Source organism: Mycolicibacterium sarraceniae, from assembly GCF_010731875.1.
Classification (GTDB): Bacteria; Actinomycetota; Actinomycetes; order Mycobacteriales; family Mycobacteriaceae; genus Mycobacterium; species Mycobacterium sarraceniae.
Genome location: NZ_AP022595.1, coordinates 1682880 through 1709391, shown reverse-complemented (window position 1 = coordinate 1709391; position 26512 = coordinate 1682880). Strand labels below are relative to the sequence as shown.

Here is a 26512-nt window from a genome sequence, read left to right as displayed (position 1 = left end):
AAAGTTGGTCACGATCGAGCACGTCACGACCGGCTGGCCGGGGGCGCGCACTATCGTCATGTGTCATGGCCACCGTTGCCAGCCGAGAGGCGTACTTCGAGACCGGCCTCGACGTGCTCGCAGATGTGGGGTACGGCGGACTCAAACTTGCCGAAGTGTGTAACCGGCTCGGCGTGACGACCGGGTCGTTCTATCACTATTTCTCCAGTTGGCCGACCTACACCCGAGAGCTGGTGTCGTACTGGGTCCAGGACCGGACGATCCGGCTGATCGGCGCGATCCGCGAAGTGACCGACCCACGCCGCCGCATCGAGGCGATCATCCAGGTCGGGCTTTCCCTGCCGCACGGGGCTGAGGCTGCCATCCGGTCCTGGAGCTCGGTCGACCCCCATGTGCTGGCCGTGCAGTCCGAGGTGGACCGGCAGCGCCACAAGATCCTCTACGACTCGGCGATCGAAATCGTCGACGACACCCGCCAGGCCGAGGTTTACGCCTCCTGGGCGGTCTATGTCTTCATCGGCTACGAGCAAGCCACCCTGCCGCGCGAACCGGGGACGTTCGGCTGGATCGCTCGCTACATGCTTGACGCGCTGGACGCGGGCAGTTTCGCCAGCGTGCCCCGGTGAGCCCCGCTGCCCTATGGCGGCGGGCGGTGGAGCGGGTCCGGACACGTGACCCCGAGAACGACGGCGCGCGACGCGCCCTGCGAGCGGCGATCGTCGTGCCGATCGCGGCAGCGGTCAGCTTCGCCCTCGGGGGCGGGTCACAAACACCGATGTTCACGATCTTCGGGTCGATCGCGCTGCTGATCGTCGTGGACTTCCCCGGCAACGTGAATGCCAGGGCGCTGGCCTACGGCGGACTCGGTTTCAACGGCGCGGTGCTGATCAGCCTGGGCACCCTGGCCGCACCGATCCCCTGGCTGGCGGTCACGCTGATGTTCGTCATCGGGGTTGTGGTCGTGTTTTCCGGCGTGCTCAGCGAGATCGTCGCCGCCGGGCAGCGGGCGACCTTGCTGACCTTCGTACTTCCGGTGTGCACGCCGGTGGGCCCGCTCGGGGAGCGGCTGTTCGGTTGGCTGATCGCCCTGGTGATCTGCGTGCCGGCCGCGCTGTTCCTGTTCCCCCCACGCCACCACGGCGAACTGCGCCAGCACGCCGCAGCGGTCTGTGCGGTCTTGGCCGACCGGATCGAGGGCACCGCATCGGCCGACGATGTCAACACCGCGATGGATGCCTTGCGTTCCAACTTTCTCGGCGTCGCGTACCGCCCGGTGGCGCTGACTGCGGGCAGCCGCGCGTTGGTCCGCGTAGTCGACGACCTGCAATGGCTCTGCGATCGTGTCACCGGCGACACCGGTGAGCTGCTCGGCCCGATGCGCGCACCGGCCGTTCAGGTGCTGCGGGATTGCACCGGAGTTCTGCGAATCACCCAGGGGGGTGCCCGGGATGCCGAACGCGCACAGCTGGCGAAGGCGCTGGCTGATTCGCGAACCATCGCGATCGGCAGCTACCGCCAGGACATCGTCGACATCCTCGCCATGTCCGATGACGACGACGCCGTCGCGCTGGGCCGCACCCTGCTCACCCGGCGCACCATCGGCGCCGCAGTCGGGGTCACCGGCCGCCTGATCACGAGCGCCGCGGCGGCCGATGCACGTCCGGTGTGGGCACGGGTGCTCGGGCAGCGACTTCCGGAGACCGGGATCGCCGAGCGGGTGTACTCCGAGACCGAAGCGGTCACCACGCTCACCAGCGGACATCTGGCGACCCGCTCAGTGACGGCCCGCAATAGCCTGCGGACCGCGCTGGGGCTGGCACTGGCCGTGCTCATCACCTTCGTTTTCCCAGTGCAGCACGGGTTCTGGGTGGTCATGGGCGCGCTATCGGTGTTGCGCAGCAGCGCGCTAACCACCGGCACCACCGTCGTGCGGGCCGTGACCGGCACGGTGATCGGTTTCGCGATCGGTGCGGTCATCATCGAACTGCTTGGCACCGACCCGATCGTGATGTGGATGCTGTTGCCGCTGGTCGCATTCGGTTCGGCCTATGTGCCCGAGATCGGTTCCTTCACCGCCGGCCAGGCGGCGTTCACGATGATGGTGCTGATCGTGTTCAACCTGATCGTTCCGAGCGGTTGGGCCGTCGGCCTGATCCGGATCGAGGATGTTGTCGTGGGCGCGTCGGTGGGTGTCGTGGTCTCGCTGCTGCTCTGGCCACGCGGTGCCAAAACCGCTGTGCAGCAAGCGATCGATACGGCCCGGGAGGTGGGTTCCCGCTACCTTCGGGTCGCGATTCTGCGCGTTACCCGCGGCGCTTTCGAAGATGCCGAGAACCGGGTGAACGCGCTGAGTCACGACGCGTTGACGGCATCACGCACCCTGGATGACGCTGTGCGTCAATATCTTTCGGAAAACGGTGGCCCGACGGACTCCCGGGCGCCAGTGGTGCGCGCAGCCAGCCGCGCGGTCCGGCTACGCGCCGCCGCCGATCTGATCGCCGATATCGTGCCGCCGCCGTTGGGGGTCTACCCGCGGGCGCGGGCCGTACTCGAGGAACACGCGACCGCACTCTGCGCCCGGTTCGACAGCTCCATCGGCGGAACAGGACTGGCCGTCCCCATCAGTGATGATCTGGTGCCCGCGCTGCGAGCAGAGGCCGGCGACAACGAGCTGGCGGTGTCGGCGGCACTGCCGTTGGTAACCGCGGCGGCCAACCTCGGCGAGTTGGAGCTCACCTACCCGCCGGACCGGCCGGCGTTGAAGTCGTCGAGCGCCTGGATCACCTCGGACTTGGAGTTCATCACCGGACCGCAGTCCGATTGATTCCGTCAGTCCAGGACTGCGAGTGCGGCCGCTCGGGCCTCGGCTGCGCTCGCGGTGGTCAACACCGCTTCGGCGGCGGCGCGGCATTGCGCCTGGGTGACCGAGGCGAGTTTGGCGCCGACGCCCGTCACGGCGGCCGCCGCCGCGGACAGCGAGGTGACGCCGAGCCCGACCAGTACGCAGGCCAGCAGCGGGTCGGCGGCGGCCTCGCCACAGACTCCGACCGGCTTGCCCCGATTGGCGCCGGCGCGTGCGGTCTGCGCGACGAGCGCCAGCACGCCGGGCTGCCAGGGATCGGTGAGGGTAGCCAGTTCCGCGGACATCCGGTCGGCCGCCATCGTGTATTGGGCCAGGTCGTTGGTGCCGATCGAGAGGAACTCCACGTGGGCCAGGATGTGATCGGCCAGCAACGCGGCGGCAGGAACCTCGATCATCACGCCGGGCACTAGGCCCCGCTCACGAGCCCGGTCGGCGAACCGTTTGGCCTCATCGGGAGTGGCGATCATCGGCGCCATCACCCACGGCGCGCTGCCGGTCCGCTCGGCCGCGAGCGCGATTGCGTCGAGCTGACGCTCGAGCACCTCGGGGTGAAGAGCCTCGATGCGGATCCCGCGCACACCGAGTGCGGGGTTGGCCTCGTCGGGATGCCCGACGAACTTCAACGGCTTGTCGGATCCGGCGTCCAGCGTGCGGATGACGACCTTGCAACCGGCGAACGCGTCGAGCACCTCGCCGTAGATCGAGGCCTGCTCCTCGACCGTGGGCTCGGTGTCGCGGTTGAGAAAGCACAGTTCGGTGCGGAACAGCCCGATACCTTCAGCCGGGGTTTCCCGCGCCGACCGGGCGGCCGAGCCGTCCTGGACATTGGCCAGGATCGACACCGGGTGGCCGTCGGCGGTGGCCCCGGGGCCGGTCCAGCCGGCCATCGCCGCGGCGGCGGCCGCGGCGGCGTCGACAGCCGCGGCGGCCTCGGCCGGGTCGGGCGAGACGCTGAGGGTGCCGCGGGTTCCGTCGATCAAAACTTCGGTGCCGACCGGGATCTCGTCGAGACCATGGACCGCGACGACGCACGGGATGCCCAGCTGGCGGGCGATGATCGCGGTGTGGCTGGTCGGGCCACCGAGCGTGGTGGCCAAGCCGACGACGAGGGTGGGGTCCAGCCCGGCGGTGTCAGCGGGTGCGAGATCCTCGGCGCACAGGATGGCGGGCTGGTCCGGCACCGGCACCCCGGGCTCGGCGAGGCCGCTGAGTTCGGCGACGACTCGGTCCCGGATGTCGCGCAGATCGGTGACGCGCTCGGCCATCAGCCCGCCCATCTTGGCGAACAGGTCAACGAACTGGTCCACCGCAGCAGCGGTCGCACGGACTGCCGGGAAGCCTTCCTTGATGCGTTTTTCCGCCGCGCCCAGCCAGGCACGGTCCTGCGCGAGCATCGCGGTGGCGGCCAACACCTCCGAGGCGGCGCCAGTCGCACTAGCGGCGCGTTCCCGCAGCCGCCCGGCGACCGTGGCCGCCGCCGCGGTGAATCTGGCCACCTCGTGATCGCGCTTGTCTTCGGCGAGCTCACCCCCGGGATCGAGATCGTCGATGGCAGGGAGCCGGCCGGGGCGGACCACCGGTGCGTAGCGGACGCCGGGGACGACAGGTACGCCGGCGAGGATCTGTCCGGCACCGAGTGAGGTAGGTGTGGATGAGGCGGGCATGTGAACTAGGTTACAACGATTCGTTGACAAGTCAACACGAACAGGGGTAAAACAACACATACCAACATTGCATTCGGTGTCATACCCACATAAACGGAGAATTGTGTACCCGGAAGAACGTCAGCAGGCGATCGCCGCTCGAGTGCTGTCCCAGGGGCGGGCCTCGGTGGCGGAACTGGCCCTGGCTTATGACGTCACCACCGAGACCGTCCGCCGCGACCTGGCAGTGCTTGACCGGGCCAGGCTGGTGCGCCGGGTGCACGGCGGCGCGGTCCCGGTGCGCGCACTGCATGTGGTCGAGCCCGGCGTCGACGAGCGGGAGACCACCCGCGCCGACCACAAGGGAGCCATCGCCCGCGCCGCCGTTGAATTCCTCCCGCTCTCCGGTGCCACGGTGCTGTTCGACGCCGGCACCACCACCGCGCGCGTCGCGGCCATGCTGCCCGCCGACCGCGAGCTGGTGGCAGTCACCAACTCGGTGCCGATCGCCGCCCGATTGGCTGCCATGCCGACCATCAATCTGCAGCTGCTCGGCGGCCGGGTGCGCGGGCTGACCCAGGCCGCCGTCGGCGAGTCGGTCTTAGTTGCACTCGACACGATGCGAGTCGACATCGCCTTCATCGGCACCAATGGCATCACCCTACGCCACGGGCTCTCGACCCCCGATGGCGACGAAGCCGCCGTCAAGCGCACAATGGTCCGCTGCGCCAACTACGTTGTGGTACTGGCCGACTCGTCGAAGATCGGCCGCGAGGAGTTCGTCAGCTTCGCCCCGATCGGCAGTGTCGACGCCCTGATCACCGACCGCGAGATCAACCCGGCTGACCGCGCCGAGTTGACCGCTCAGGGTATCGAAGTCGTTGTGGCAGAGTGGGAATCATGATTGTCACTGTTACGCCCAACCCGAGTATCGATCGGACAGTGACGCTGCCCGGCCAGCTGATACGCGGTGCGGTGCACCGGGTGCGGTCAGTGACGACCGAACCGGGCGGTAAGGGTGTCAATGTCGCACGTGCACTGACGCTGGCCGGCTTGGACACTGTGGCTGTGCTGCCGGCCGCTGGGCACGACCCGATCGTGGCGGCGCTGGCGTCCTGCGGTGTGCCGTTCTATCTGGTACCCATCGACGGCGCGGTGCGTACGAACCTCGCGATCACCGAATCCGACGGCACCACAACGAAGATCAATGAGCCTGGCGCGGCGCTTGATGCGACTGCGCTGACCGCGTTCGCCCACGCGATCCTCGATCGTGCGGCAGGGGCGAGCTGGGTGGTGCTCTCGGGTTCTCTGCCGCCCGGAGTTCCGGACGGCTGGTACGCCGATGTGGTGGCCCAATTGCAGTCCTATGACTGCAAAGTCGCAGTCGACACTTCCGACGCCCCGCTGGCGGCGCTGGCCGCCGGTTTCGCCACCGCCGCACCAGATCTGATCAAGCCGAATTCCGAGGAGCTCGCCAGCCTGGCCGGGGTAGCTGCGCAGACACTGGAAGATGCCCTGGCCCAGGGTAATCCCGATCCCGTCGTCGCCGCCGCCCGCCAGCTCCTCGACCGCGGAGCCTCGACCGTGCTGGCCACCCTCGGCGCGGCCGGCGCGCTACTGGTCAACGGCACCGGCAGCTGGCTGGCCACTCCACCTCCGATCAAGCCCAGGAGCACCGTCGGCGCCGGCGACTCCTCCCTCGCGGGCTACATTCGCGCCGATGTCGGTGGCGCGCAGGCGCCTCAACGGCTGCAGATGGCTGTCGCTTACGGCAGTGCTGCTGCGGCACTTCCCGGTTCGGCGCTCCCGTCGCCGGCCGAGATCGACCTCGACGATGTCGCAGTCACCCCGATATCGCCCTGCACTGACGATTCCCACACCCACCCAGCTCTGCCCGCCCGAGACTGAAAAGGCACGTTCCATGACGAACTCCACCACCGCCATCATCAGCACCGACCTGGTGCTGCTCGACGTCGACGCCGGGTCGGACAAGGAGTCAGTGATCAGCCGGCTCGCCACCCGACTCGCCGACAGCGGACGGGTCAGCGACGGCGACGCGCTTCTCGCGGCGGCCATGGCCCGCGAAGCACAGTCGGCCACCGGGCTTCCCGGCGGTATCGCGATTCCACACTGCCGCTCGGCGGCGGTCACCAGCCCGTCGATCGGATTCGCCCGGCTGGCACCGAAGGTCGACTTCGGCGCGCCCGACGGTCCGGCGGACCTGGTGTTCCTGATCGCCGCGCCGGACGGCGCCGGCGCCCAGCATATGAAGCTGCTGTCCAGCCTCGCGCGCGCCTTGGTACGGCCCGACTTCGTGCAGTCGCTACGGGATGCCGCCTCCGCCAAGGACGTGGTGGGTCTGGTCAACGGCGTGGTCAACCCGAATGGCGCAACGCCAGACTCCGCTGCCCCCGCCATCACCAAACCCATAGCGGCACAGGCTAAGTCAATCGTGGCGATCACGGCGTGCCCGACCGGCATCGCGCACACCTATATGGCCGCCGACGCACTGAAGCTGGCCGCCGAGCGGGCCGGGGTGAACCTCACGGTGGAGACCCAGGGTTCCTCGGGCAGCACACCGGTGAGTGTGGCGACGATCAGCGGCGCGGACGCCGTCATCTTCGCCACCGATGTCGGGGTCAAGGACCGTCAGCGGTTCGCGGGCAAGCCAGTGATCGCCTCCGGCGTCAAACGGGCCATCAACGAGCCAGACACTATGATCGCCGAAGCCGTTGCGGCATCGGATAACCCGAAGGCCCCACGGGTGGAGGGCACTGCGGCTGCGGCCGACGCCGGCGCGCCCGCGGGCGGGGTCGGCTGGGGCACCCGGATCCGGCAGATCCTGCTGACCGGTGTCAGCTACATGATTCCGTTCGTGGCGGCCGGCGGCCTGCTGATCGCGCTGGGCTTCCTGTTCGCCGGCTACGACATCGCCAACACCCCGGACGGCGCCACCAAGTCGCTGGGCAATCTGATCGCCACCACCAACTCGCTGACCAACCTGCCCAGCGGTGGCTTCACCCAATACCTCGGCGCGGTGTTGTTCACCCTCGGCGGGCTGGCATTCAGCTTCCTGGTTCCGGCGCTGGCCGGCTATATCTCGTTCGCCATCGCCGACCGGCCGGGTATCGCGCCGGGTTTCACCGCGGGCGCGGTCGCGGTGTACGTCGGCGGCGGGTTCATCGGCGGTATCGTCGGCGGTTTGATCGCCGGGTTCGCGGCGCTGTGGATCAGCAAGGCGAACACCCCGCAGTGGCTGCGCGGCCTGATGCCGGTGGTGATCATCCCGCTGTTCGCCTCGCTGATCGTCGGCCTGCTGATGTTCCTGCTGCTGGGCCGCCCGCTCGCCGCGATCACCTCCGGGCTGACCAACTGGCTCAACGGCCTCACCGGCGCATCGGTGATCCTGCTCGGCGTGATCTTGGGCCTGATGATGTGCTTCGACCTCGGCGGTCCGGTCAACAAGGCGGCCTACGCGTTCGCCACGGCCGGGCTCAATGTCGCCGATCCCGCCTCGCTGCGCATCATGGCCGCGGTGATGGCCGCCGGTATGGTGCCTCCGCTGGCCATGGCGCTGGCCACCACGATCCGGCCCGGGCTGTTCAGCGAGCCGGAACGCGAGAATGGCCGGGCCGCATGGCTGTTGGGGGCCTCGTTCATCTCCGAAGGCGCGATCCCGTTCGCGGCCGCTGACCCGCTGCGGGTGATCCCGTCCATGATGGCCGGCGGTGCGCTCACCGGCGCGTTGATCATGGCCTTCGACGTCACACTCAAGGCGCCGCACGGCGGGATCTTCGTGTTCTTCGCGATCGGCAACCTGGTGTGGTTCCTGGTGGCCCTGGCCGCGGGCGCCGTCGTCAGCGCATTCGCGGTGCTCGGCGCCAAGCAATTCATCCGCAGTTCTTCGGCCACCACCCCCGCGCTTTCCAACGTTTGACCGCAGAAGTTCGAGTAAACATCTCCATGACATCGAATTCGGCGCCAACAGAGGGAGTCTCATGCACACCAAGACCGTCATCGTCGGCTCGGCGATCGGACTACACGCCCGCCCCGCCGCGATCATCGCCGAAGCCGTTGTCAACGCGGGCGTCCCGGTGACGTTATCGGTCGACGGCGGCGAGCCGGTAGACGCTGGTTCGGCTCTGATGATCATGACCCTGGGCGCCGGCAATGGTGCACAGGTCACCGTCGCCTCCGAGGACGAGGCCGCGTGCGCGAGCATCGCCGACCTGGTCCGGCAAGACCTCGACGCCTGAGCTGCCCCGCGCTGCTAGCCTTCGCCTATGGCCCAAGCGCCGACCGGTAGCAGGGCAGGCGGATGGCTGGGCGAATTCCTGCGGCAGTCCCCCTACATTCGTAAGTGGCTGATTCTCGGGGTCGCGATCGGCGTGACCGCCGGGCTGGGTGCCGTGATCTTCTACCTCGCTCTGGACTACACCGGCCAGTTCCTGCTCGGCTACCTCGGTGGCTATCACCCGCCGCAGGCGTACGCCGACGGAGGCGGCACCGGTTCGGCGGGATTGGTCCGCCCATGGGCCATTCCGCTGATCGTGTTCGGCGGTGCGCTGGTCTCGGCCGTTCTGGTGGCCAAACTGGCGCCCGAAGCCGAGGGCCACGGCACTGACAATGCCATCGACGCCGTCCACACCAACCCCCGCTCGATCCGCGTCCGCGCGGTTCTGGTGAAACTGGTGTCCAGCGCACTGACGATCGGTTCCGGCGGCTCCGGCGGTCGCGAGGGGCCCACTGCCCAAATCTCGGCAGGATTCGGGTCCCTGCTGACGCGGGTCTTCGACCTGTCCGACGCCGACGGCCGCGTCGCGGTCTCGCTGGGTATCGGATCAGGCATCGGCGCGATCTTCGGGGCGCCGCTGGGTGGCGCGGTGCTGGCCGCCTCGATCGTCTACCGCGAGGATTTCGACTACAAGGCGCTGATCCCCGGGTTCGTCACCTCCGGGACGGCCTACGCGATCTACGGCTCGATTCTCGGTTTCGAGCCGATGTTCGGATTCGTCGCACACGACTACGTCTTCGATCCCGCGCAGCTTGGCTGGTTCGCGGTGATCGGAATCGCCTCGGCGGCAATGGGATACCTCTATGCACGATTCTTCTACGGCACCGTCGCACTCACCGGCCGGCTGCCCGGCAACAAGATCATCAAGCCCGCGATCGGCGGCTTGCTGGTCGGCCTGCTTGCTCTCGCGATCCCACAAATCCTGTCCAGCGGGTACGGCTGGGTGCAGATTGCGACGACCAAGGAAGGGCTGCTGTCGATTCCGCTGTGGATCGTGCTGGTACTCCCGATCGCCAAAATCGTTGCGACATCGCTGTCCATCGGCAGTGGCGGCTCCGGAGGCATTTTCGGGCCCGGCATCGTCATCGGCGCCTTCGTCGGCGCGGCGCTGTGGCGGCTGGCCGATCTGGCCGGTTTGCCCGCAGTGCCCGCGGGCCCAGCGGTTTTCGTGATCGCCGGCATGATGGCGTGCTTCGGCAGCGCCGCTCATGCGCCGCTGGCCGTCATGCTCATGGTCGCCGAGATGACCGGATCGTTCTCGGTGGTCCCGGGCGCTATGGTCGCCGTCGGCATCGCATACCTGATCATCGTCGGCACGCCGGTCTCGATTTATCAGGCCCAGCGGCTCAATCGTGAGACCGCGGCCGCCGAACGAGTCGCCAACCCGGCTCCGGAAATCATCGCCACCGCCGAGGATGACGCCCCGGACAGGTAGCGGCCCCTGGTCACTGTCTCAACACGATTCAGCAAAGCCTCGTGCGCCCGCACATTTCTCGTGCTCTTCGCGTCCGACAAGCCGGCAACAAGGCGTTTACAACGTGCTGATCTGCTGGACCGGGAGTCGGGCTCCACGGCGCGGTTCGTAGGCTAGGCCGCTGGCCTCAAGCATCCGGACGACGCGATAGCGGTGCGGGCGCATCGGCTCGAGCAACTCCACCATCCCCGCGTCGTCGACCGGTCGGCCGATCAATGTCCAACCGATCATCTTCGCGATGTGATAGTCGCCGATCGAGAGTGCGTCGGCGTCACCGAAGGCACGCTGGGCGACCTCGGCCGCCGTCCACACCCCCACACCGGGGAGTGTGATGAGAGCTTCGCGGGCCTCGACTGCGGCACGCCCCGATAACCGCTCCAGCGTCGCCGCCCGCTGCGCGCAGCCGACGATAGTGCGGGCGCGGCCGGGGTCGACGTTGGCGCGGTGGAACTCCCACGAGGGGATGCGCCGCCACACCTCCGCCGACGGCGGCACGCGCATCCGCACCGGGGCAGGCCCCGGAGCCGGGGTGCCGAACTTGGTGACCAACAATCGCCAGGCGCGAAACGCGTCGGCACCGGGTACCCGCTGCTCGATCACGGCCGGGATCAACGCCTCCAGCACCCGTCCGGTCCTGCCGAGCCGCAGATGCGGGACGCGCGCCGCCGCGGCCGCCACCACCGGGTGCTGCGGACGGAAGCCACTGGCGTCGTCGTCGCACCCCAGCAGCGCGGGCAGGGCGTCGAGGTACTCGTGGGCACCCTCGCCCCAGGCCTGGCAGCCGACGGTGGCGGGGGCGGTGCGCTGGATCCGCGCGGTGACCGGACCGCTGGCCAGCAGGCTGGTCCGCCAGATCACCCGCTCGCCGTCGAGCTGGTAGCACGGGTCACCCGGGCCGCGGCGTTGCGGCGCGAGCGTCAGCCCGGGGCTGGCCGGGCCGGGGAACACCAGCGTGCGCTCGACAGCGGCCAAGGTCAGTCCGGGTCGATGCTGATGTCGGCCTTGTCCGGGTAGAACGCGACGCGCCCGGCGATCGCGGCAACCGCGGGATAGGGCTCGTTGTAGGTCCAGATCGCGTCCTCGACGGTCGTGCCCGCGGCCGTGACGCTGAAATAGCTCGCGTCGCCCTTGTACGGGCAGTACGTCTGAGTGCCGGTAGCGGTCAGCACCGCAGGGTCGACATCACTGATAGGAATGTATTGGACGACAGGATAAGTAGATTCGGCCAGGCCGAGCGCGGCGCGGGTGTCGGCGACCAGTTCACCGTTGACCCGGACCTGGACCCGGCCGGTGGTCGGGGTGATCGCGATTGGATGCTCGGCGGTGGGCTGCCTGATCTCTCGGGTGCTCATCGTGGTCCTCCTGGAGTTAGACGTAGTTGACGCAACACCGCCGCGCGCCCATCATTCCCGCGCCTTCGGGCCTGCATGATTCCCGGGCCCTAGGGCCTGCGCGCGATGGCATCGGCGACAACGGCGATCGGTGATGTCGTGGATCGCCCGCGCGCCTCGTGCCGGTCGGCCACCTTGTAGGCGGTGTACATTCCCCGCACCCCGAGCCAGCGCAACGGTTCCGGCTCCCAGGCACGGGAGCGATGGCCGACCCAGGGCAGCGCGGTCAATGGTGTCGACCGCTTGAGCACCAGGTCGGTCAGGGTCCGGCCGGCCAGGTTGGTCGCCGTCACCCCGTGCCCAACGTAGCCGCCCGCCTCACCCAACCCGGTCGCTGGATCCAGGCTGACGCCGGCCGACCAGTCGCGGGGCACGCCCAGCACGCCGCACCAACCGTGGGCGATCGGCACCCCGCGAGTCTGCGGCAGGACGGTGTTGAGCACCCGGGTCAGGTAGCCGATGGTGTCCGCGCCGACGGCGCCGTCGTGATCGATGCGGGACCCGTAGCGATAGGGCACGGCTCGGCCGCCGATCGCGATGCGGTTGTCGGCGGTGCGCTGTGCGTAGAAGAACCCGTGCGCCAGATCGCCGATGGTTTCGCGGCCCTCCCAGCCGATCCGGGCCCAGGTGCCGTCCGGGATCGGTTCGGTGGCGATCATCGCGCTGTTCATCGGCAGCCAGCGCCGCCGCAGCCTGCGCATCCGCGGCGTGAACCCTTCGGTGGCGCGCAACACGATCGGTGCGCGCACCGCGCCCATCGGGGTCTGGGCCCGCCCTGGACTGATCTCGACCACCGGCGTCTGCTCGTAGATCGTCACGCCGAGGCGTTGGACGACGTCGGCCAGACCGCGTGCCAGCTTGGCCGGCTGGATTCGCGCGCAGTGCGGGTTGAACGAGCCGAGCACCAGGCTGTCCACCTGGACCCGGGCGGCGGCTTCGGCAGCGCTCAGCAGCTCGATGCCGTCCGTCCCCCACTCGCGGTCCTCGTCAGCCTCGGCGCGCAGCCGGCGGGCCTGAGCCGCGTTGCGGGCCACTTCAAGGTTGCCGCCCTTGAGGATGTCGGCGTCGATGTTCTCCCTGGCCGCCACCTCGATCACCTCATCGACGGCGGCGTTGAGGGTCTGCTGCCAGGCCACCACGGAGGCGCGACCGTACTGCTTGGCCAGCAGTCCGCGGTGACCGGGCGCCAGTCCGGACAGCCAGCCGCCGTTGCGCCCGGAGGCGCCGAACCCGGCAAAACGGGCTTCCAGCACGGTGATTCGCAGTGACGGGTCGGCCTGCTTCAGGTAGTAGGCGGTCCACAAGCCGGTGTAGCCGGCGCCGACGATGCAGACATCGGCGTCGCGGTCACCGGGCAGGGCGGGGCGAGGGTGGGGCAGTTCGGTGAACCAGTGGGAGACGACGCCGTTAATCGTGGGCATGGTACGAATCTAGAGCCCGTAGCGGTGATACTGCGTCATCATCTTCAGCGCGGGACACGTAATCGCGGCCACACAGGTTCAGCGCCGGTTCAGTCCGGCTTGGCTGCCTTCGCCTGTCGTTTGGCTTCGCGCAGCCCGACCCAGAAGCGGGCGGCCTCCCGGACGGACTCTTCGACCGGGCGGGGCTGCCAGCCCAGTTCGCGAACGGCCTTGCTGTGGTCCACGGGACCCTCGGCACGCATCAGCCGCAGCGAGCCCAGCGATAACTTCTCGTCGGTCTTCTGCAGCCGGGCCTTCGCTGTGCCCATCGCGGCCAGCGCGTAGGCGAGCGGTAACGGAATCGTCTTGGCGGGCGGCGGAACTCCGGCCTCGAGCGCGGCGATCCTGGCCACGTCGGCGTTGCTGATCATCTTCTCCGAGATCAGGTAACGCTCACCGACCTGACCCCGCTCGGCGGCCAGGATCATCGCGCGGGCGGCGTCGTCGACTCCGACGGCTTCCAAAGCGATACCGCCCATGACGAACGGCAGCTTGCCGAATGCGGCCCCGGCAATGATGGCGCCGTGCGGGGTGCGGCCCCAGTCGCCGCTGCCGTACGTCGTCGACACACACATCGCGATCGCGGGCACATTGTGCTCGCGCGCATAGCTCAGCACCAATTCCTCGGCCTGCACCCGCGAGCGCACATAGGGCGTCACGCCGCGTAGGTCGATGATGTCGGTCTCGCTGGCCGTCTTGCCGCGCCGGCGCCCGACGGTGACGTAGCTGCTGGTGAAGATGAAGCGGTGCAGGTTCATATCCTTCGCCACCTCGAGGACATTGCGGGTGCCCTCGACATTGGTGTGGAACAGCGGCGCGGGATCGCTGAGCCAGCCGCGGGCGTCGACCACGCAGTAGTAGACGTCGTCGACCCCGGCCATCGCCTCGCGCAGCACCGCGTTATCCCAGATGTCGCCGACGAAGCGCTGGACATCGAGACCGTCGATCGAGATGGTGGAAGCGTTGGCCCGCACCATGACCCGGACCTGGTGCCCGTCGGCGACCAGCTGGCGGGTGACGTGCGAGCCGAGGAAGCCGTTGGCCCCGATGACGAGCTTCGGTGAGCTCACTTGAACCCTCCATTGGCCTTCATCCAGGCGGCCGCCTCCTCGTCGAGGGTGCCCATCTTCTCGGCTTTCTTGCACCACCGCATCGAGGCTTGCAGGAAGCGCAGCGGGTTGTAGACGTCCTCCTGGCGCGACCACAGGCCATTACCGGCGTAGGTGACGATCGAGATGTTGGTGGCGCTGATGATCGTGCCGTCCCCGGGGTCGCGCATGGGGTTGTCCAGCTCGCAGATCACCCGGCCGGTGTCCTCGTCGAACACCGACCACAGCGAGGGGAACTCGGTCATGTGACTACCGGGGAAGCTGCCCATGGTCTTGGTGATCCAGGCGCGCACCTCGTCGCGGCCCTTCATCGTGCCCATCGCGTGCTCGATGTAGTCGACGTCGGGGGTGTAGTGACTCACCCAGGCGTCCCAGTCCTGTGTGCGGGCCGCATCGGCGACCGTCTGCTCGAAAATTGCGAATGCTTCGGTCAGTTCTTCTCGGGAGAATCGCGCCACCCGACCAAACTAGAACAAGTTCTAGTGAGCATGTGGGGAACCGTCCCGATCACGCCGGACTTTCCCGGCCAGGCCCGGCCCCGTTGCCGGCCCGCCAATTGCGACACCGAGGCTCGCGGGTTGCAGTGCGCGGCAGTTCTGACAGAACTGTGACATGGGAACTATCTGAATGACCGTTGAGGTTGACACGGACATGGCGCACGAACATCACCCGAACCCCGCTGCCGTGTCCGCGTTGCCTCCCGAGCAGTACCGGGTGACCCAGGAAAACGGCACCGAACGTCCCTTCACCGGGCAGTATTGGGATAACCACGAACCGGGTGTCTACGTCGACGTCGTCATCCACCTCGACGATCTCGAGGCGCGGGGCTACGGCGACTACACGGGTTTATTCGAGACTTCCAAGGAGGACGTGTGAGCGAGACCAAGCGGGCGATCCTGGCCGGCGGCTGCTTCTGGGGCATGCAGGATTTGATCCGCAAGCAGCCCGGCGTGGTGTCCACCCGGGTCGGTTACACGGGCGGCAAGAACGACCACCCGACCTACCGCAACCATCCGGGCCACGCCGAGGCTATCGAAATCGAGTACGACCCGGCGCAGACCGACTTCCGCGCGCTGCTGGAGTTCTTCTTCCAGATCCACGATCCGAGCACCAAGGACCGGCAGGGCAATGACGTCGGCTCCAGTTACCGGTCGGCGATCTTCTACCTCGACGAGGATCAGAAGCAGGTCGCGCTGGACACCATCGCCGACGTGGACGCGTCGGGGCTGTGGCCGGGCAAGGTCGTTACCGAGGTGACCCCGGCCAGCGATTTCTGGGATGCCGAACCGGAGCATCAGGATTATCTGGTGCACTACCCGAACGGTTACACCTGCCACTTCCCGCGGCCGGGCTGGAAACTACCGAAGCGGGCGCAGGTCTAGCACTGGTTGGTGGGCGCGTTTCGTCGATACACGACGACGCGCCCACCCTTTTTCGGCGTGTAGGCCACTCCGCGCGAATGCCATTTCTCGCCGGGCGTTGTCGTGGTCCCAATCGTGAAGTTACGCAGCACCGTTCGCAGCACGACGTCCATCTCCATGTTCGCGAACGCGGCGCCAATGCAGCGGCGGGTTCCGCCGCCGAACGGTACCCAGGCGAACGTGTTGGGCCTGGCGTCGAGGAAGCGTTGCGGATCGAACCGGTCCGGATCGGAGAACATCTCCGGGTTCTCGTGCAGCTGGTTCAGGCTGACGATCACAGAATAGCCTTGCGGCACAGTCCACTCACCGAGTTCGTAAGCCGAAACCGCAACATGCCGGCCGGAGAAGTCGATCACCGTTCGGTTGCGCTGGACCTCGAAGATGGTGGCCTGACGGTAGCTGTTGTCATCGGTTTCAGCCTCGGCGACCAACCGGCGCAGCACCTCCGGATGCCGCGAGATCCGTTCGAACGCCCAGGCCAGCGTGGAGGCGGTGGTTTCGTGGCCGGCGGCCAGCAGCGTCAGCAGCTCGTCGCCGATCTCACCGCGCGTCATCTTTGAGCCGTCTTCGTAGCTGCTGCGCAGGAACAGCGAGAGCACGTCGGTGCGATCCTCGAAATTGGGGTCGCGTTCGGCCCGGCTGACCAACGTGTCCACCAGGTTCTCGTATTCACGACGGTATTGCGCGAGCTTTTCCCAAGGTGTCCAGGGCAATTCGCGGCTGGGCGAAGGCAGCACCGCCAGCCGCGAGCCCAGCGTGACCCAGCGCGGGATGAGGTCCCGCAGGCGCTCCAGCTCGAAGCCGTCGGCGCCGAAAATCGCCCGCAGAATGATATTGAGCGTGACGTGCATCATCGGCTCAAGCGTGGCGAATTCAGTTCCCTGTGGCCATGATTCGACCTCGCGCAGAGTTTCCTCGATCACGATCTGCTCATAGGCCTTGATGCTCTTGCCGTGAAACGGCGGCGTCAGCAGCTTTCGGCGCACCCGGTGGTCCACGCCGTCGAGGGCGAACACCGACCCCGGACCCAGCAGCCGGCTCAGGTTGGGCTGGATGTTGTGCAGCACGTCGGGGCTGGTGGTGAAGATCTGCTTGGTCAGTGCGGGGTCTGAGACCACGACGGTGTTCCCGAATACCGGCACCCGCAGGGTGAAGCAGCGCCCGTAGCGCCGGGTCAGCCAATCCGTTGTCGGCCGGCGCGCCGCGACAAACGCCAGCTTGAGCAGGCCACTCGGCAGGCCCGGGGCAGGTGGCAGCTTCGGCTCGGTCGAGACCAGACGGTCTGTGCCCAATGTCGCCGACCCGGCGGCTCCGACAGTTGGCGCTTCGCTCATCGGTGAGGCCCTCCCAACACTGGCGCGGTACCGCGTTGTACCACGGGATTGTGAGGTACGGTACCTGTCAGTACCGGCCCTGACAAGGGGGCGCGACGAGTGGAAGGGAGTCCGATGACCACGACCGCCCTCGATGACGCCGCCGCCGTCGGGCGCAACGACGACTTCCGGCAGCGACTGCTCGACGGACTCGCAGCCTCGATCGACGAGCGCGGCTACCGCGACACCACCGTCGCCGACATCGTCCGGTATGCCCGAACCTCCAAGCGCACGTTCTACAGCCAGTTCGGCACCAAGGAAGACTGCTTCGCCGAGCTGCTGACGGCCAATAACGACGAGCTCGTCGCCACCATTCGCGACGCCGTCGACGCGGCGGCGCCCTGGTACGAGCAGGTTCGCCAGGCCGTCGTCGCCTACGTTCACACCATCGAGGAACGGCCGGCCATCACGCTCAGCTGGATCCGCGAACTGCCCGCGCTCGGTGAATACGCCCGGCCCATCCTGCGCCGGGGTTTCGGCCGGCTCGCGACGATGATCGTCGAGCTCACCACCAACGAGGGCTTCCGCTCCGCAGGCCTGGCACCGCTCTCGCGCGCGGCGGCGGTGATCCTGGTCGGCGGTTTGCGCGAGCTCACCGCTCAGACCGTTGAGGACGGCCGGCCCGTCACCGACATCATCGAGCCCGCATTAGCCGTGTCACTGGCACTACTGGGCCCGAAAACACTTATTTGACACCAGCTTTCACTGTGAGAAGCGCGGGTCAGCACCGCGGCGCTGGCCCGCCCGGCGCGACGGATGCTGACCGATTTCGCGCGGCGGGGATAGCTCGCGATCACCAGCCGACCCTGCTCGTCGACGCCGCCGGTCACCGGCGAACTCTGCAGCGCGCCGTCGGCGCGGAAAGTGGTGAGCACCATATGGTGCCGTGGCCGCACGAAATCGCGCAGCGCAGGCAGATCTACGGTGTCGGCGGTGGCGATCTTGGGCGACATCTCTCGACTCTAGCCATCGGTGCGTGGCGGAGACGTAGGCTCGGGGGCATCGAACCGACGGAGGATTTCATGCGCTTGTCGACCCGCAATCAGCTCAAGGGCACCATCACCGCGGATCTCGGATTGACCGAAGGCCAGCCGGCGACGGTGTTGGCCAAGTCGACCGAGGTGATGATCGGGGTCGAGTGACATGGCCACGATGCGCGCTGAACGTTTCTATTCTGACACCAAAACCGTTGCACTGGAGGATATTCCGATCCCCGAGCCGGGTGACGGTGAAGTCTTGGTGCAGGTGGCGTTCTGCGGTATCTGCCATTCCGACCTGAGCCTGATCAACGGCACCTTTCCGGCACAGCGCCCGGTGGTGACTCAGGGACACGAAGCCTCGGGGACCATCGCCAAGCTCGGCCCAGGCGTCACCGGCTGGTCCGAAGATGACCGTGTCGTCGTTGCGGCCGGGCGGCCGTGCGGAAAGTGCGCAAACTGCCGGCGCGGTGATCTGGCCAACTGCATGCGAATCCAGTTGATGGCCTTCGCTTATGACGGTGCCTGGGCCGAATACACCGTCGCGCAGGCCTCGGGGCTGACCCGGGTGCCCGACAATGTGCCGCTGGAACAGGCCGCGATCCTGGCCGACGCGGTATCGACGCCGTTCGGCGCGGTGGTCCATACGGGCAAGGTGGCCGTCGGTGAGTCGGTCGGGGTGTGGGGTGTCGGCGGCGTCGGGACCCACATCGTGCAGCTGGCCCGCCTCGTCGGCGCGGTTCCCGTGATCGCTGTCGATATCAATCCGGCGGTGCGCGAGCGCGCGCGGGAACTCGGCGCCGATTACGCATTCGATTCCCGCGACCCCGATTTCGCCGACAAGCTGGCTGAAGCAACCGGCGGGCGGAACCTGGATGTCGCGTTCGATGCGGTCGGGTTGAAAGTCACCTTCGAGCAGGCCCTGAATTCGCTGACGATCGGCGGCCGGCTGGTCGGGGTCGGTATGAGCGCCGAGACACCGACCCTGGGGCCGACGTCGATGTTCAATCTGGTGCAACGCCAGGTGCTCGGCCACCTCGGCTACCACAACGCCGATATCGAAACCCTGGCTCAGCTAGTGTCCCGCGGCCGGCTGGATCTGTCGCGCTCGATCAGTCAGATCATCCCGCTCGAAGACATCGCGGACGGGATCCGGATTCTCGAGCATGCCGAAGGCAACCCAATCCGGGTGCTCGTCCAGCCTTGAGTGACGACGCCGCGCAGACCTTCGACGCCCACCACCTGCCGCCGTCGCGGCGATCCGGAACGGGCGCTTCGCCCCTCCTCGAGGGAAGGACAATCCGAAAACTGACGCCCACCTCGTGCTCCGCGAGCGTGATCCGATCGTTGCCCCATGTCTCGTCCTGCCTGGACCTCCCGCACGTTTTGCAGAACGCCGCACGACGGCCATGGTCGAACGCCGCTAATTCAGCTGGCTCGTCGCACGACTCCAGTCCGGCCCCCCGGGGTTCTTCCGAGTGCCCTGGGTCCGGTCCTTCGCGAGCCTCAGCGAGTTCTTCGTCCACCATGAGGACGTCCGCCGAGCCAACAGGCTGGGCCCTCGTGACGATCTGACGCCCGCGCTGGAAAATGCCCTCTGGCGAAACGTCCAGCGCGGCAGCCGGTTTTTGAGCCGTCGGATCGACGAAGTCGGACTCGACATCGTGTGGAGGGGAACCCAGCAACGGATCACTGTCCGAACAGGCGATCCCGTTGCAGAGCTCAACGGCTCGCCCGGCGAACTACTGCTCTACCTCTTCGGCAGGCAGGCCGCAGCCCAAGTGGCGGTATCTGGACCCCAGGCCGCCGTCGACGCCGTACGGAACGCCCGCTTCGGGATGTGAGCGCTCGACACGGGCAAGAGAACGTGGGCCGTTGATCGGCGCTCGCACCCAGACTGCCGAGAGTGTTTACGCGGTAGCGAAACATCTACGCCGATACCAAAACCACAGTCGTAGCCAACTATTATCGCCAGCCTTGAGTCGCGGTGAAGATATCCACCATCAGCTGCGCTTTCCGGCCGATGAGCACAGAAAACATCGTTCGTCTGGCGCATTTCATTTCGCAACGTCGAGGGTTTCTCTTGACCGCGGAGACATCCGGCTTGCTTTGGGCCGTCTCTTATTTGCGCTGTACAGTGAGTGGCGCGCGCATCGGATATGGCTTCATAACGGAGTGAAACCTGACTCCCACTGAGGGTCGCGAACGGGATTACCAACAGGGTTCTTTAGCGCGGCTACATTCCTTCCCGGCACGCACCGCGCAATATGACTAAACTTGCGCCTTTCCTGCGGGTCGGCACCCAGCCGACCGCCGGATCTCCTGGATTAGAGGAGCAAACATGTCTGCCGCACCGAAGGGCCCCGGGCACATCCGGCTGACATCGCACCGCGGCGCCGAAGGCGCCCTGCCGATCAGCTGGGGCGCAGCCACCGCAGGCGAGCGCGGACCGCTGATCGGCACCACCAGCACTCGCAGCCACCGTAACGTCATCGGCACCCACAGCGGCTCTTACAGCGTGTATCGCGCGCTGGCCGTCGCGGCCGGCGCCCTGTCCCGCGACCATCGCGCGGACCTGACCAATACCTCCCCCACCGACAGCATCGGCCCCTACCCGCAGTGGGGCAATCCCACGGCGATCGTCAGCCTGGACCCGTGGGGCGCGATGGTGGCTGACGCCTTCGCCGCCGACCTGGCCAACGGCCAGGACATCCGCCCGACGATCGCAGTGACCAAGGCACACGTGATCCTGCCGGAGGTCGCCGACGCCATCGACAAGGGCCGGCTGGTTCCCGACGGTCAGGTGCTGCTGTCCGGTGGGGCGGCACTGGTGACCAAGGTCGCGATCGAACCGGTCTGGTATCTGCCCGGTGTCGCAGAACGGTTCGGCTGCAGCGAGGCTCATTTGCGCCGCGTGTTGTTCGAGGAGACCGGCGGTATGTACCCCGAATTGGTCACCCGCCCGGATCTTGCGGTATTCCTTCCGCCGATCGGTGGCCAGACCCTCTATATCTTCGGCGCCGCACACGATCTCACCGATCCTGCGGTGGAACTGACCGCCCGGGTGCATGACGAGTGCAACGGCTCGGATGTGTTCGGCTCCGATATCTGTACGTGCCGGCCCTATCTGACCCATGCCATCGAGGAATGCATCCTCGGTGCGCAACGGGGCGGGGTTGGACTGGTGGCTTACTCCCGCAAGGAGGGCCGCGCGCTGGGCGAGGTGACCAAGTTCCTGGTCTACAACGCCCGCAAGCGTCAGGATGGTGGCGACACCGCCGAGGCGTATTTCGCCCGCACCGAATGCGTTGCCGGCGTCCAGGACATGCGTTTCCAAGAGCTGATGCCGGATGCACTGCACTGGTTAGGGATTCGCAAGATCCATCGCCTGGTCTCGATGAGCAATATGAAGTACGACGCGATCGTAGGCTCGGGGATCGAGGTGAGCGAACGCGTCAACATCCCCGACGAGCTGATCCCGGCCGATGCGCGGGTGGAGATCGACGCCAAAATGGCGGCCGGCTACTTCACGCCCGGCCCGGTGCCCGACGCCGAGGAGCTGAGGAAGGCCAAGGGCCGCGGACTGGAGGGCTGATGGGTTCGGCTATCGAGGTCGACGCCGACACCCCGGCGGGCGCCACCGCGGCACTGCGCAGCACGCGCGCCGTGCGGGCGCGGGCTCGGTTCTTGACCGAGCGAGCTCGCGCCGGGGAGTCTCCGTGGTTCACCGTTGACGCCGAGGCGCTGGCGTCCGCTGCGGCGCTGGTCGCCGAGGTCACCCGGGACAGCTATCCGGACCTGCAGATCCCGTTCCACAGCCGGTGGCGCCATTTCGAGGCCGGTGGGGTCGACCGCAAAAGTCTCCTCACCGGTGCCGATGCCCGGGCCCTGGTCGATCTCACTGTGATCAGCGTGCTGCTCGACGCCGGCGCCGGCCCATCCTGGTCTTACCTCGAACCGGGAACGTGTCTTCGGCTGAGCCGTTCGGAAGGCTTGGCGGTGGCCAGCTTTCATGCGTTCACCGGAGGCTTGTTCTCATCAGATCCCGGCGATCCGCTGCGCGCCGACGCCGCCGGGCTGGCCGCCCTGACCACCGAGAAGCTCAGTGCGGCATTCCAGAACGGCGCCACCAACCCGCTGGTCGGGCTCGACGGCCGGGTGGCGATCCTGCGCCGGCTGGGTACGGTGCTATCCGCCGCACCGGAGACCTTCGGTACCGACGGCCGGCCGGCCGGGTTACTGGACGCGGTGCCCATACCGGGCCGCGACGAGGTCCGGGCACACCACATCCTCACCGTGATCCTGAGCGCGCTGGCCCCAATCTGGCCGGGCGGCAGCATGATCGGTGACCAGCCGATCGGCGACTGCTGGCGGCACAGGGCATTGCGCGGGTCCGGCCTGACCGCGGGTTGGATGCCGTTCCACAAACTCTCGCAGTGGTTAACCTATTCGCTGTTGGAGCCTTTCGGCTGGGCCGGTCGCACGGTGACCGATCTCGACGAACTGACCGGGTTGCCCGAGTACCGCAACGGCGGCCTGCTGCTCGACACCGGTGTGCTGAGACTGCGAGACCCCGGCAGCGCTGCCCGAACTTTCACCGCCCCAGATGAATTGGTGGTCGAGTGGCGAGCACTGACGGTGACGTTGCTGGACGAGCTGGCCCCCCTGGTCCGCGAACAATTGGGGGTGGACGCCGCGCAGATGCCGCTGGCGCGGATCCTGGAGGGCGGCACCTGGGCAGCCGGCCGGACGCTCGCCCAGCAGCTGCGCGGGGGCCTGCCGCCACTGTCGATCGTCAGTGATGGCACGGTGTTCTGATGCGCGATATCCATGTGATCGATCACCCGCTGGTGCAGCACAAGCTGACCCTGATGCGCCGCGAGGAGACGTCAACCAACACGTTTCGGCGCCTGGCCAACGAGATCTCGACGCTGCTCGCCTACGAGGTGCTACGCGACACCCCGACCCACCAGATCGAGGTGCGGACCCCGCTGGAAACCACCGCCGGCAGCGTCATTGACGGCAAGAAGCTGGTGTTCGTCTCGATCCTGCGGGCCGGAACCGGCATCCTGGACGGGATGCTGACCGTGGTCCCGGGCGCACGCATCGGCCACATCGGCCTGTACCGGGATCCGAAAACGCTTGTCGCCGTTGAGTACTACTTCAAGATGCCCAGCGACCTGCACGAGCGCCAGGTCGTGGTCGTCGACCCGATGCTGGCCACCGGCAACTCAGCCGTCGCGGCGGTCGACCGGCTCAAAGAGTTCCGGCCCCGGTCCATCAAGTTCGTCTGCCTACTCACCTGCCCGGAGGGCATCGCCGCACTGCACGACGCCCATCCCGAGGTGCCGATCTACACCGCGGCGGTGGACCGCGGCCTCGACGAGCAGAGCTACATCGTGCCGGGCCTCGGCGATGCCGGGGATCGGCTGTTCGGCACCAAATGAAACATTGTCCACAGCCCTCTCCCAGGCAATGATCAGGCGGAGATGGGTCAATGGCGAATGTGACAACGACGTGTCAGGCCTCGCTGCCGCAGGACTCCGCCGAGGTCGCCACACCACCGGCTCGCTCGTCACGATGGGAGCGTGCCGGGTTGGTGGTGCTACTGGTCGGCACTGCGGTCATGTACCTGTGGAACATCACCGTCAACGGGATGGGAAACCAGTTCTACGCCGGTGCCGCGCAGGCTGGCTCCAAGAACTGGGAAGCGCTGCTGTTCGGCTCACTCGACTCGGCCAACTTCATCACCGTCGACAAACCGCCGGTGTCGCAATGGGTGATGGGGCTCTCCGGTCAGCTGTTCGGCTTCAGCAGCGCCAGCATGCTGATCCCCGAGGCGCTGATGGCGGTGGCCACGGTTGCCCTGCTCTACGCCGCGGTGGCCCGCATCTGCGGCCCGCGGGCCGGTCTGCTGGCGGGCGCTGCCCTGGCACTCACGCCGGTGGCCGCGCTGATGTTCCGGTTCAACAACCCCGACGCCGCGATGGTGCTGCTGATGATGGCCTCGGCGTACTGCACGGTACGGGCACTCGAGCGCGCCAGCGGCAAGTGGCTGGCCTGGGCGGGTGTCGCCCTGGGTTTCGCGTTCCTGGCCAAGATGCTCGAAGGGCTCCTGGTGGTCCCGGCCGTCGGGCTGGTCTACCTGATCGCGGCCCCGACAACGGTGCGGGCGCGGATCCTGCACCTGCTCGGCGCGATGGCCGCGTTCCTGGTGTCGGCGGGCTGGTTCGTGGTCCTCACCGTGGTGTGGCCGGCGTCGTCGCGGCCCTTCATCGCAGGCTCGACCGACAACAGCTTCATGGATCTGGTGCTGGGCTACAACGGTTTCACCCGGGTGGCCGGCCGCAATCACATGAGCATGGGACCGAGCGATCCGATCGGTAACTCGGCGGGCAGTCAGCTCAGTCATCTCGGCGGCTTCGGCGGGATGGACCAGAACGAAGGACTGAGCCGGCTGTTCTCCGGCGAGTTCGGTTTCGAGATCGCCTGGCTGGTCCCAGCGGCGCTGCTCGCTTTCGTTCTCGTGTTGGTATCGCGCGGCCGGGCCCCGCGCACCGACCGGGTGCGGGCCGGTGCTCTGTTGTTCGGCGGATGGCTGCTCGCCGACGGCCTGGTGCTGAGCTTCATGAAGGGCAAGGTGCACCCGTACTACTGCCTGTCGCTGGCACCGGCGGTGGCCGGCGTGGTGGCGATCGGGGCCCACGAGATGTGGGTGCGCCGCGAGTCCCGATTCGGCCGTATCGGTCTGACCGCCCTGGTCGGGGTGACGGGTGTGTGGAGTTGGTGGGTGTTGGGCCGCAACGAAGGGTGGTTGCCCGCCCTGCGGTGGATCATCCTGATCGGCACCGTGCTCGCCGCCGGCGCACTCGCGGTGTCTGCGCCGCGCCGGCGCCGGGTGGCGGTGGCTGCCGCCGCACTCGGGGTGAGCGCGGTCCTGGCCGGCCCGACGGCCTATGCGGTGGCCACGCTCGGTGCAGCCCATCGCGGTGGTGGCCCCACCGTCGGGCCCGCGCGCGCCGAGCCTGCGTTTGTGCGGGCCTTCAACCAGCCCGAGGACAACGCCGCATTGGACACGATGTTGCGTGGCACCAAGACGAAGTGGTCGGCGGCGACGGTCGGTTCATCGACCGCGGCGAATCTCGAATTGTCCTCCGGCACCGCGGTTATGGCCATCGGCGGGTTCACCGGCGCCGACCCGGTGCCGAGCCTTGGCCAGTTCAAGGCGGACGTGTCCGCCGGCCAGGTGACGTACTACGTGGTTCAGCGCGACTGGCGGGGCAAGCCCGGCGGGTGGCCCGACAATCGCAACCACAGCGGAATCACCGACTGGGTCACCACGACGTTCGCGGTCACCCAGGTCGGCGATACCAATGTCTACGACCTGACCAAGCCGAAGTAATCAGGCGGCCTGGACCAGTTCGTCGGCTTCGCGACGCTGCCGCGTCGGCAAGGCCAGCGTGACGATCTTGCGCACCACGGTGGCGAACTGCTTGGGCAGCGGCCCTGCGTTGTACGGGACGCCGTAGCGCTCGCAAATCTCGCGAACGTGCGGCCCCATCTCGGCGTAGCGGCGGGCGGGCACGTCGGGGAACAGGTGGTGCTCGATCTGGTGAGACAGGTTGCCCGACAGCACATGGAACAGCTTGCCGCCGGTCAGGTTTGCCGAGCCGAGGATCTGCCGGAGGCACCACTGGCCGCGCGACTCGTTGCGGGTCTCTTCGACGGTGAATTCCTTTGTGCCGTAAGGAAAATGACCACAGAAGATGATCGCATAGGACCACACGTTGCGGATCAGATTGGCCGTCAGGTTGCCGGTGAAGACAACCGGGGCCATCGGTCCGGCCAGCAGCGGGAAGGCCACGTAGTCCTTGAGCAGCTGGCGGCGGGTCTTGCGCCAGATCTCGCGCGCCACGTCACGCTTGTCGGCCATTGAGATCTCGCCGGCCAGGATGCGGTCGGTCTCCAGCTCGTGCAGGGCGACGCCGTACTGGAAAAGCACCATAAGCAAGAAGGCGTACACCGGGTTGCCCAGGTAGTAGGGCCGCCAGCGCTGATCTGGGCTCATCCGCAGGATGCCGTAGCCGATGTCGCGGTCCATACCGACGATATTGGTGAAGGTGTGGTGGGAGAAGTTGTGCGAGTGCCGCCACTGGTCGGCCGGGCAGGCGGTGTCCCACTCGAAGGTGCGGCCGGCCAGCGCCGGGTCACCGGTCCACTCGTACTGACCGTGCATGACGTTGTGGCCGATCTCCATGTTGTCCAGGATCTTTGAGACCGCGAGTAGCGCGGTGCCGGCCAGCCAGGCCGGTGGGAAGATGCCGCCGAACAGCAGGGCGCGGCCGCCGATTTCCATCGCGCGCTGGGCCTTGATGACGCGGCGGATGTAGTCGACATCGGTCTGGCCGAGGTCGGCGACCACTCGGTCGCGGATGGCGTCGAGTTCCCGGCCGAACGCGTCGGCCTGCTCGGGTGTCAGTGTGATGTGTTGGGAGGTCATGGTTTTC

Annotated in this window: 23 protein-coding genes and 2 pseudogenes; 16 read left to right on the top strand and 9 right to left on the bottom strand. The window is 67.5% G+C overall.

What is annotated here, in order from left to right:
- Positions 1-65: 65 nt before the first annotated feature.
- Both G6N13_RS08685 and G6N13_RS08680 read left to right on the top strand, forming a co-directional pair.
- Positions 66-626 (top strand): TetR/AcrR family transcriptional regulator, encoded by a 561-nt coding sequence (locus G6N13_RS08685; RefSeq protein WP_163696242.1) that lies wholly within the window; start codon positions 66-68, stop codon positions 624-626.
- Positions 623-2824 carry an FUSC family protein gene (locus G6N13_RS08680; RefSeq protein WP_163696240.1) on the top strand — a complete coding sequence of 734 codons (2202 nt, stop codon included), beginning with the start codon at positions 623-625 and terminating at the stop codon, positions 2822-2824. Before G6N13_RS08685 ends, G6N13_RS08680 begins: the two co-directional genes overlap by 4 nt.
- A 5-nt stretch (positions 2825-2829) precedes the next feature.
- Here G6N13_RS08680 and ptsP read toward each other — a convergent pair whose 3' ends face one another.
- Complete coding sequence (ptsP, locus tag G6N13_RS08675; RefSeq protein WP_235677974.1) at positions 2830-4527, bottom strand: phosphoenolpyruvate--protein phosphotransferase; 1698 nt, start codon at positions 4525-4527, stop codon at positions 2830-2832.
- A 103-nt stretch (positions 4528-4630) separates the two neighbouring features.
- Between ptsP and G6N13_RS08670 the strand changes: the two genes are divergently transcribed.
- The 5 genes from G6N13_RS08670 (at position 4631) to G6N13_RS08650 (ending at position 10235) form a co-directional block, all read left to right on the top strand.
- Entirely contained in the window at positions 4631-5410 is a 780-nt protein-coding gene (locus G6N13_RS08670; RefSeq protein WP_163696237.1) for a DeoR/GlpR family DNA-binding transcription regulator, read from the top strand.
- A complete protein-coding gene (gene pfkB / locus G6N13_RS08665; RefSeq protein ID WP_163696234.1) occupies positions 5407-6414 on the top strand; it encodes a 1-phosphofructokinase in 1008 nt (335 codons plus the stop codon). The genes G6N13_RS08670 and pfkB overlap by 4 nt, the downstream gene beginning before the upstream one ends.
- Positions 6415-6427: 13 nt before the next feature.
- A complete protein-coding gene (locus tag G6N13_RS08660) occupies positions 6428-8443 on the top strand; it encodes a PTS fructose transporter subunit IIABC (RefSeq protein ID WP_163696232.1) in 2016 nt (671 codons plus the stop codon).
- A 61-nt stretch (positions 8444-8504) separates the two neighbouring features.
- On the top strand, positions 8505-8762 hold the full coding sequence (locus G6N13_RS08655) for an HPr family phosphocarrier protein (RefSeq protein ID WP_163696230.1): 258 nt from the start codon (positions 8505-8507) through the stop codon (positions 8760-8762).
- A 27-nt stretch (positions 8763-8789) separates the two neighbouring features.
- Entirely contained in the window at positions 8790-10235 is a 1446-nt protein-coding gene (locus G6N13_RS08650) for a chloride channel protein (protein ID WP_163696228.1), read from the top strand.
- Between the two features lie 96 nt (positions 10236-10331).
- On the opposite strand, the gene G6N13_RS08645 is transcribed toward G6N13_RS08650, so the two are convergent.
- The 5 genes from G6N13_RS08645 to G6N13_RS08625 all read right to left on the bottom strand — a co-directional run bounded on the left by G6N13_RS08645 (position 10332) and on the right by G6N13_RS08625 (position 14692).
- Complete coding sequence (locus G6N13_RS08645) at positions 10332-11246, bottom strand: DNA-3-methyladenine glycosylase family protein (protein ID WP_163696226.1); 915 nt, start codon at positions 11244-11246, stop codon at positions 10332-10334.
- 2 nt (positions 11247-11248) lie between these two features.
- Positions 11249-11626, bottom strand: coding sequence for a DUF427 domain-containing protein (locus tag G6N13_RS08640; protein ID WP_163696224.1), 378 nt, complete (start codon positions 11624-11626; stop codon positions 11249-11251).
- Between the two features lie 89 nt (positions 11627-11715).
- Positions 11716-13086, bottom strand: coding sequence for an NAD(P)/FAD-dependent oxidoreductase (locus G6N13_RS08635; RefSeq protein WP_163696221.1), 1371 nt, complete (start codon positions 13084-13086; stop codon positions 11716-11718).
- An 89-nt stretch (positions 13087-13175) separates the two neighbouring features.
- Positions 13176-14195 (bottom strand): NAD-dependent epimerase/dehydratase family protein, encoded by a 1020-nt coding sequence (locus tag G6N13_RS08630; protein ID WP_163696219.1) that lies wholly within the window; start codon positions 14193-14195, stop codon positions 13176-13178.
- Positions 14192-14692 carry a nuclear transport factor 2 family protein gene (locus G6N13_RS08625; RefSeq protein ID WP_163696217.1) on the bottom strand — a complete coding sequence of 167 codons (501 nt, stop codon included), beginning with the start codon at positions 14690-14692 and terminating at the stop codon, positions 14192-14194. The genes G6N13_RS08630 and G6N13_RS08625 overlap by 4 nt, the downstream gene beginning before the upstream one ends.
- A 193-nt stretch (positions 14693-14885) precedes the next feature.
- Between G6N13_RS08625 and G6N13_RS08620 the strand changes: the two are divergent.
- Together G6N13_RS08620 and msrA are read left to right on the top strand one after the other, a co-directional pair.
- Positions 14886-15032, top strand: a pseudogene (locus tag G6N13_RS08620) (peptide-methionine (R)-S-oxide reductase); the annotation flags it as partial.
- A gap of 74 nt (positions 15033-15106) precedes the next feature.
- Positions 15107-15616 carry a peptide-methionine (S)-S-oxide reductase MsrA gene (gene msrA / locus G6N13_RS08615; RefSeq protein WP_163696214.1) on the top strand — a complete coding sequence of 170 codons (510 nt, stop codon included), beginning with the start codon at positions 15107-15109 and terminating at the stop codon, positions 15614-15616.
- On the opposite strand, the gene G6N13_RS08610 is transcribed toward msrA, so the two are convergent.
- The gene (locus tag G6N13_RS08610; protein ID WP_163696213.1) at positions 15613-16989 is read right to left on the bottom strand and encodes a cytochrome P450; all 1377 of its coding nucleotides are present in this window, start codon (positions 16987-16989) and stop codon (positions 15613-15615) included. The genes msrA and G6N13_RS08610 overlap by 4 nt on opposite strands.
- Positions 16990-17103: 114 nt before the next feature.
- Between G6N13_RS08610 and G6N13_RS08605 the strand changes: the two genes are divergently transcribed.
- The gene (locus tag G6N13_RS08605) at positions 17104-17721 is read left to right on the top strand and encodes a TetR/AcrR family transcriptional regulator (RefSeq protein WP_163696211.1); all 618 of its coding nucleotides are present in this window, start codon (positions 17104-17106) and stop codon (positions 17719-17721) included.
- Positions 17722-17747: 26 nt separating this feature from the next.
- On the opposite strand, the pseudogene G6N13_RS24985 reads toward G6N13_RS08605, so the two are convergent.
- Positions 17748-17981 (bottom strand): annotated as a pseudogene (locus G6N13_RS24985) (PPOX class F420-dependent oxidoreductase); the annotation flags it as partial.
- 190 nt (positions 17982-18171) lie between these two features.
- Between G6N13_RS24985 and G6N13_RS08595 the strand changes: the two are divergent.
- The 6 genes from G6N13_RS08595 to G6N13_RS08570 all read left to right on the top strand — a co-directional run bounded on the left by G6N13_RS08595 (position 18172) and on the right by G6N13_RS08570 (position 25407).
- On the top strand, positions 18172-19212 hold the full coding sequence (locus G6N13_RS08595) for a zinc-binding dehydrogenase (RefSeq protein WP_163696207.1): 1041 nt from the start codon (positions 18172-18174) through the stop codon (positions 19210-19212).
- Positions 19213-19483: 271 nt separating this feature from the next.
- Positions 19484-19849, top strand: coding sequence for a hypothetical protein (locus G6N13_RS24305; RefSeq protein ID WP_179965107.1), 366 nt, complete (start codon positions 19484-19486; stop codon positions 19847-19849).
- Between the two features lie 497 nt (positions 19850-20346).
- Positions 20347-21600, top strand: coding sequence for a GTP cyclohydrolase II (locus tag G6N13_RS08585; protein WP_163696205.1), 1254 nt, complete (start codon positions 20347-20349; stop codon positions 21598-21600).
- Positions 21600-22823, top strand: a complete 1224-nt coding sequence (locus G6N13_RS08580) for a URC4/urg3 family protein (protein ID WP_163696203.1) — start codon at positions 21600-21602, stop codon at positions 22821-22823. Before G6N13_RS08585 ends, G6N13_RS08580 begins: the two co-directional genes overlap by 1 nt.
- Positions 22823-23452, top strand: a complete 630-nt coding sequence (gene upp, locus G6N13_RS08575; RefSeq protein WP_163696201.1) for a uracil phosphoribosyltransferase — start codon at positions 22823-22825, stop codon at positions 23450-23452. The genes G6N13_RS08580 and upp overlap by 1 nt, the downstream gene beginning before the upstream one ends.
- Positions 23453-23502: 50 nt before the next feature.
- The gene (locus G6N13_RS08570; RefSeq protein WP_163696199.1) at positions 23503-25407 is read left to right on the top strand and encodes an ArnT family glycosyltransferase; all 1905 of its coding nucleotides are present in this window, start codon (positions 23503-23505) and stop codon (positions 25405-25407) included.
- Here G6N13_RS08570 and G6N13_RS08565 read toward each other — a convergent pair whose 3' ends face one another.
- A complete protein-coding gene (locus G6N13_RS08565) occupies positions 25408-26505 on the bottom strand; it encodes a fatty acid desaturase family protein (RefSeq protein ID WP_163696198.1) in 1098 nt (365 codons plus the stop codon). It abuts the gene before it with no gap.
- Positions 26506-26512 lie beyond the last annotated feature (7 nt).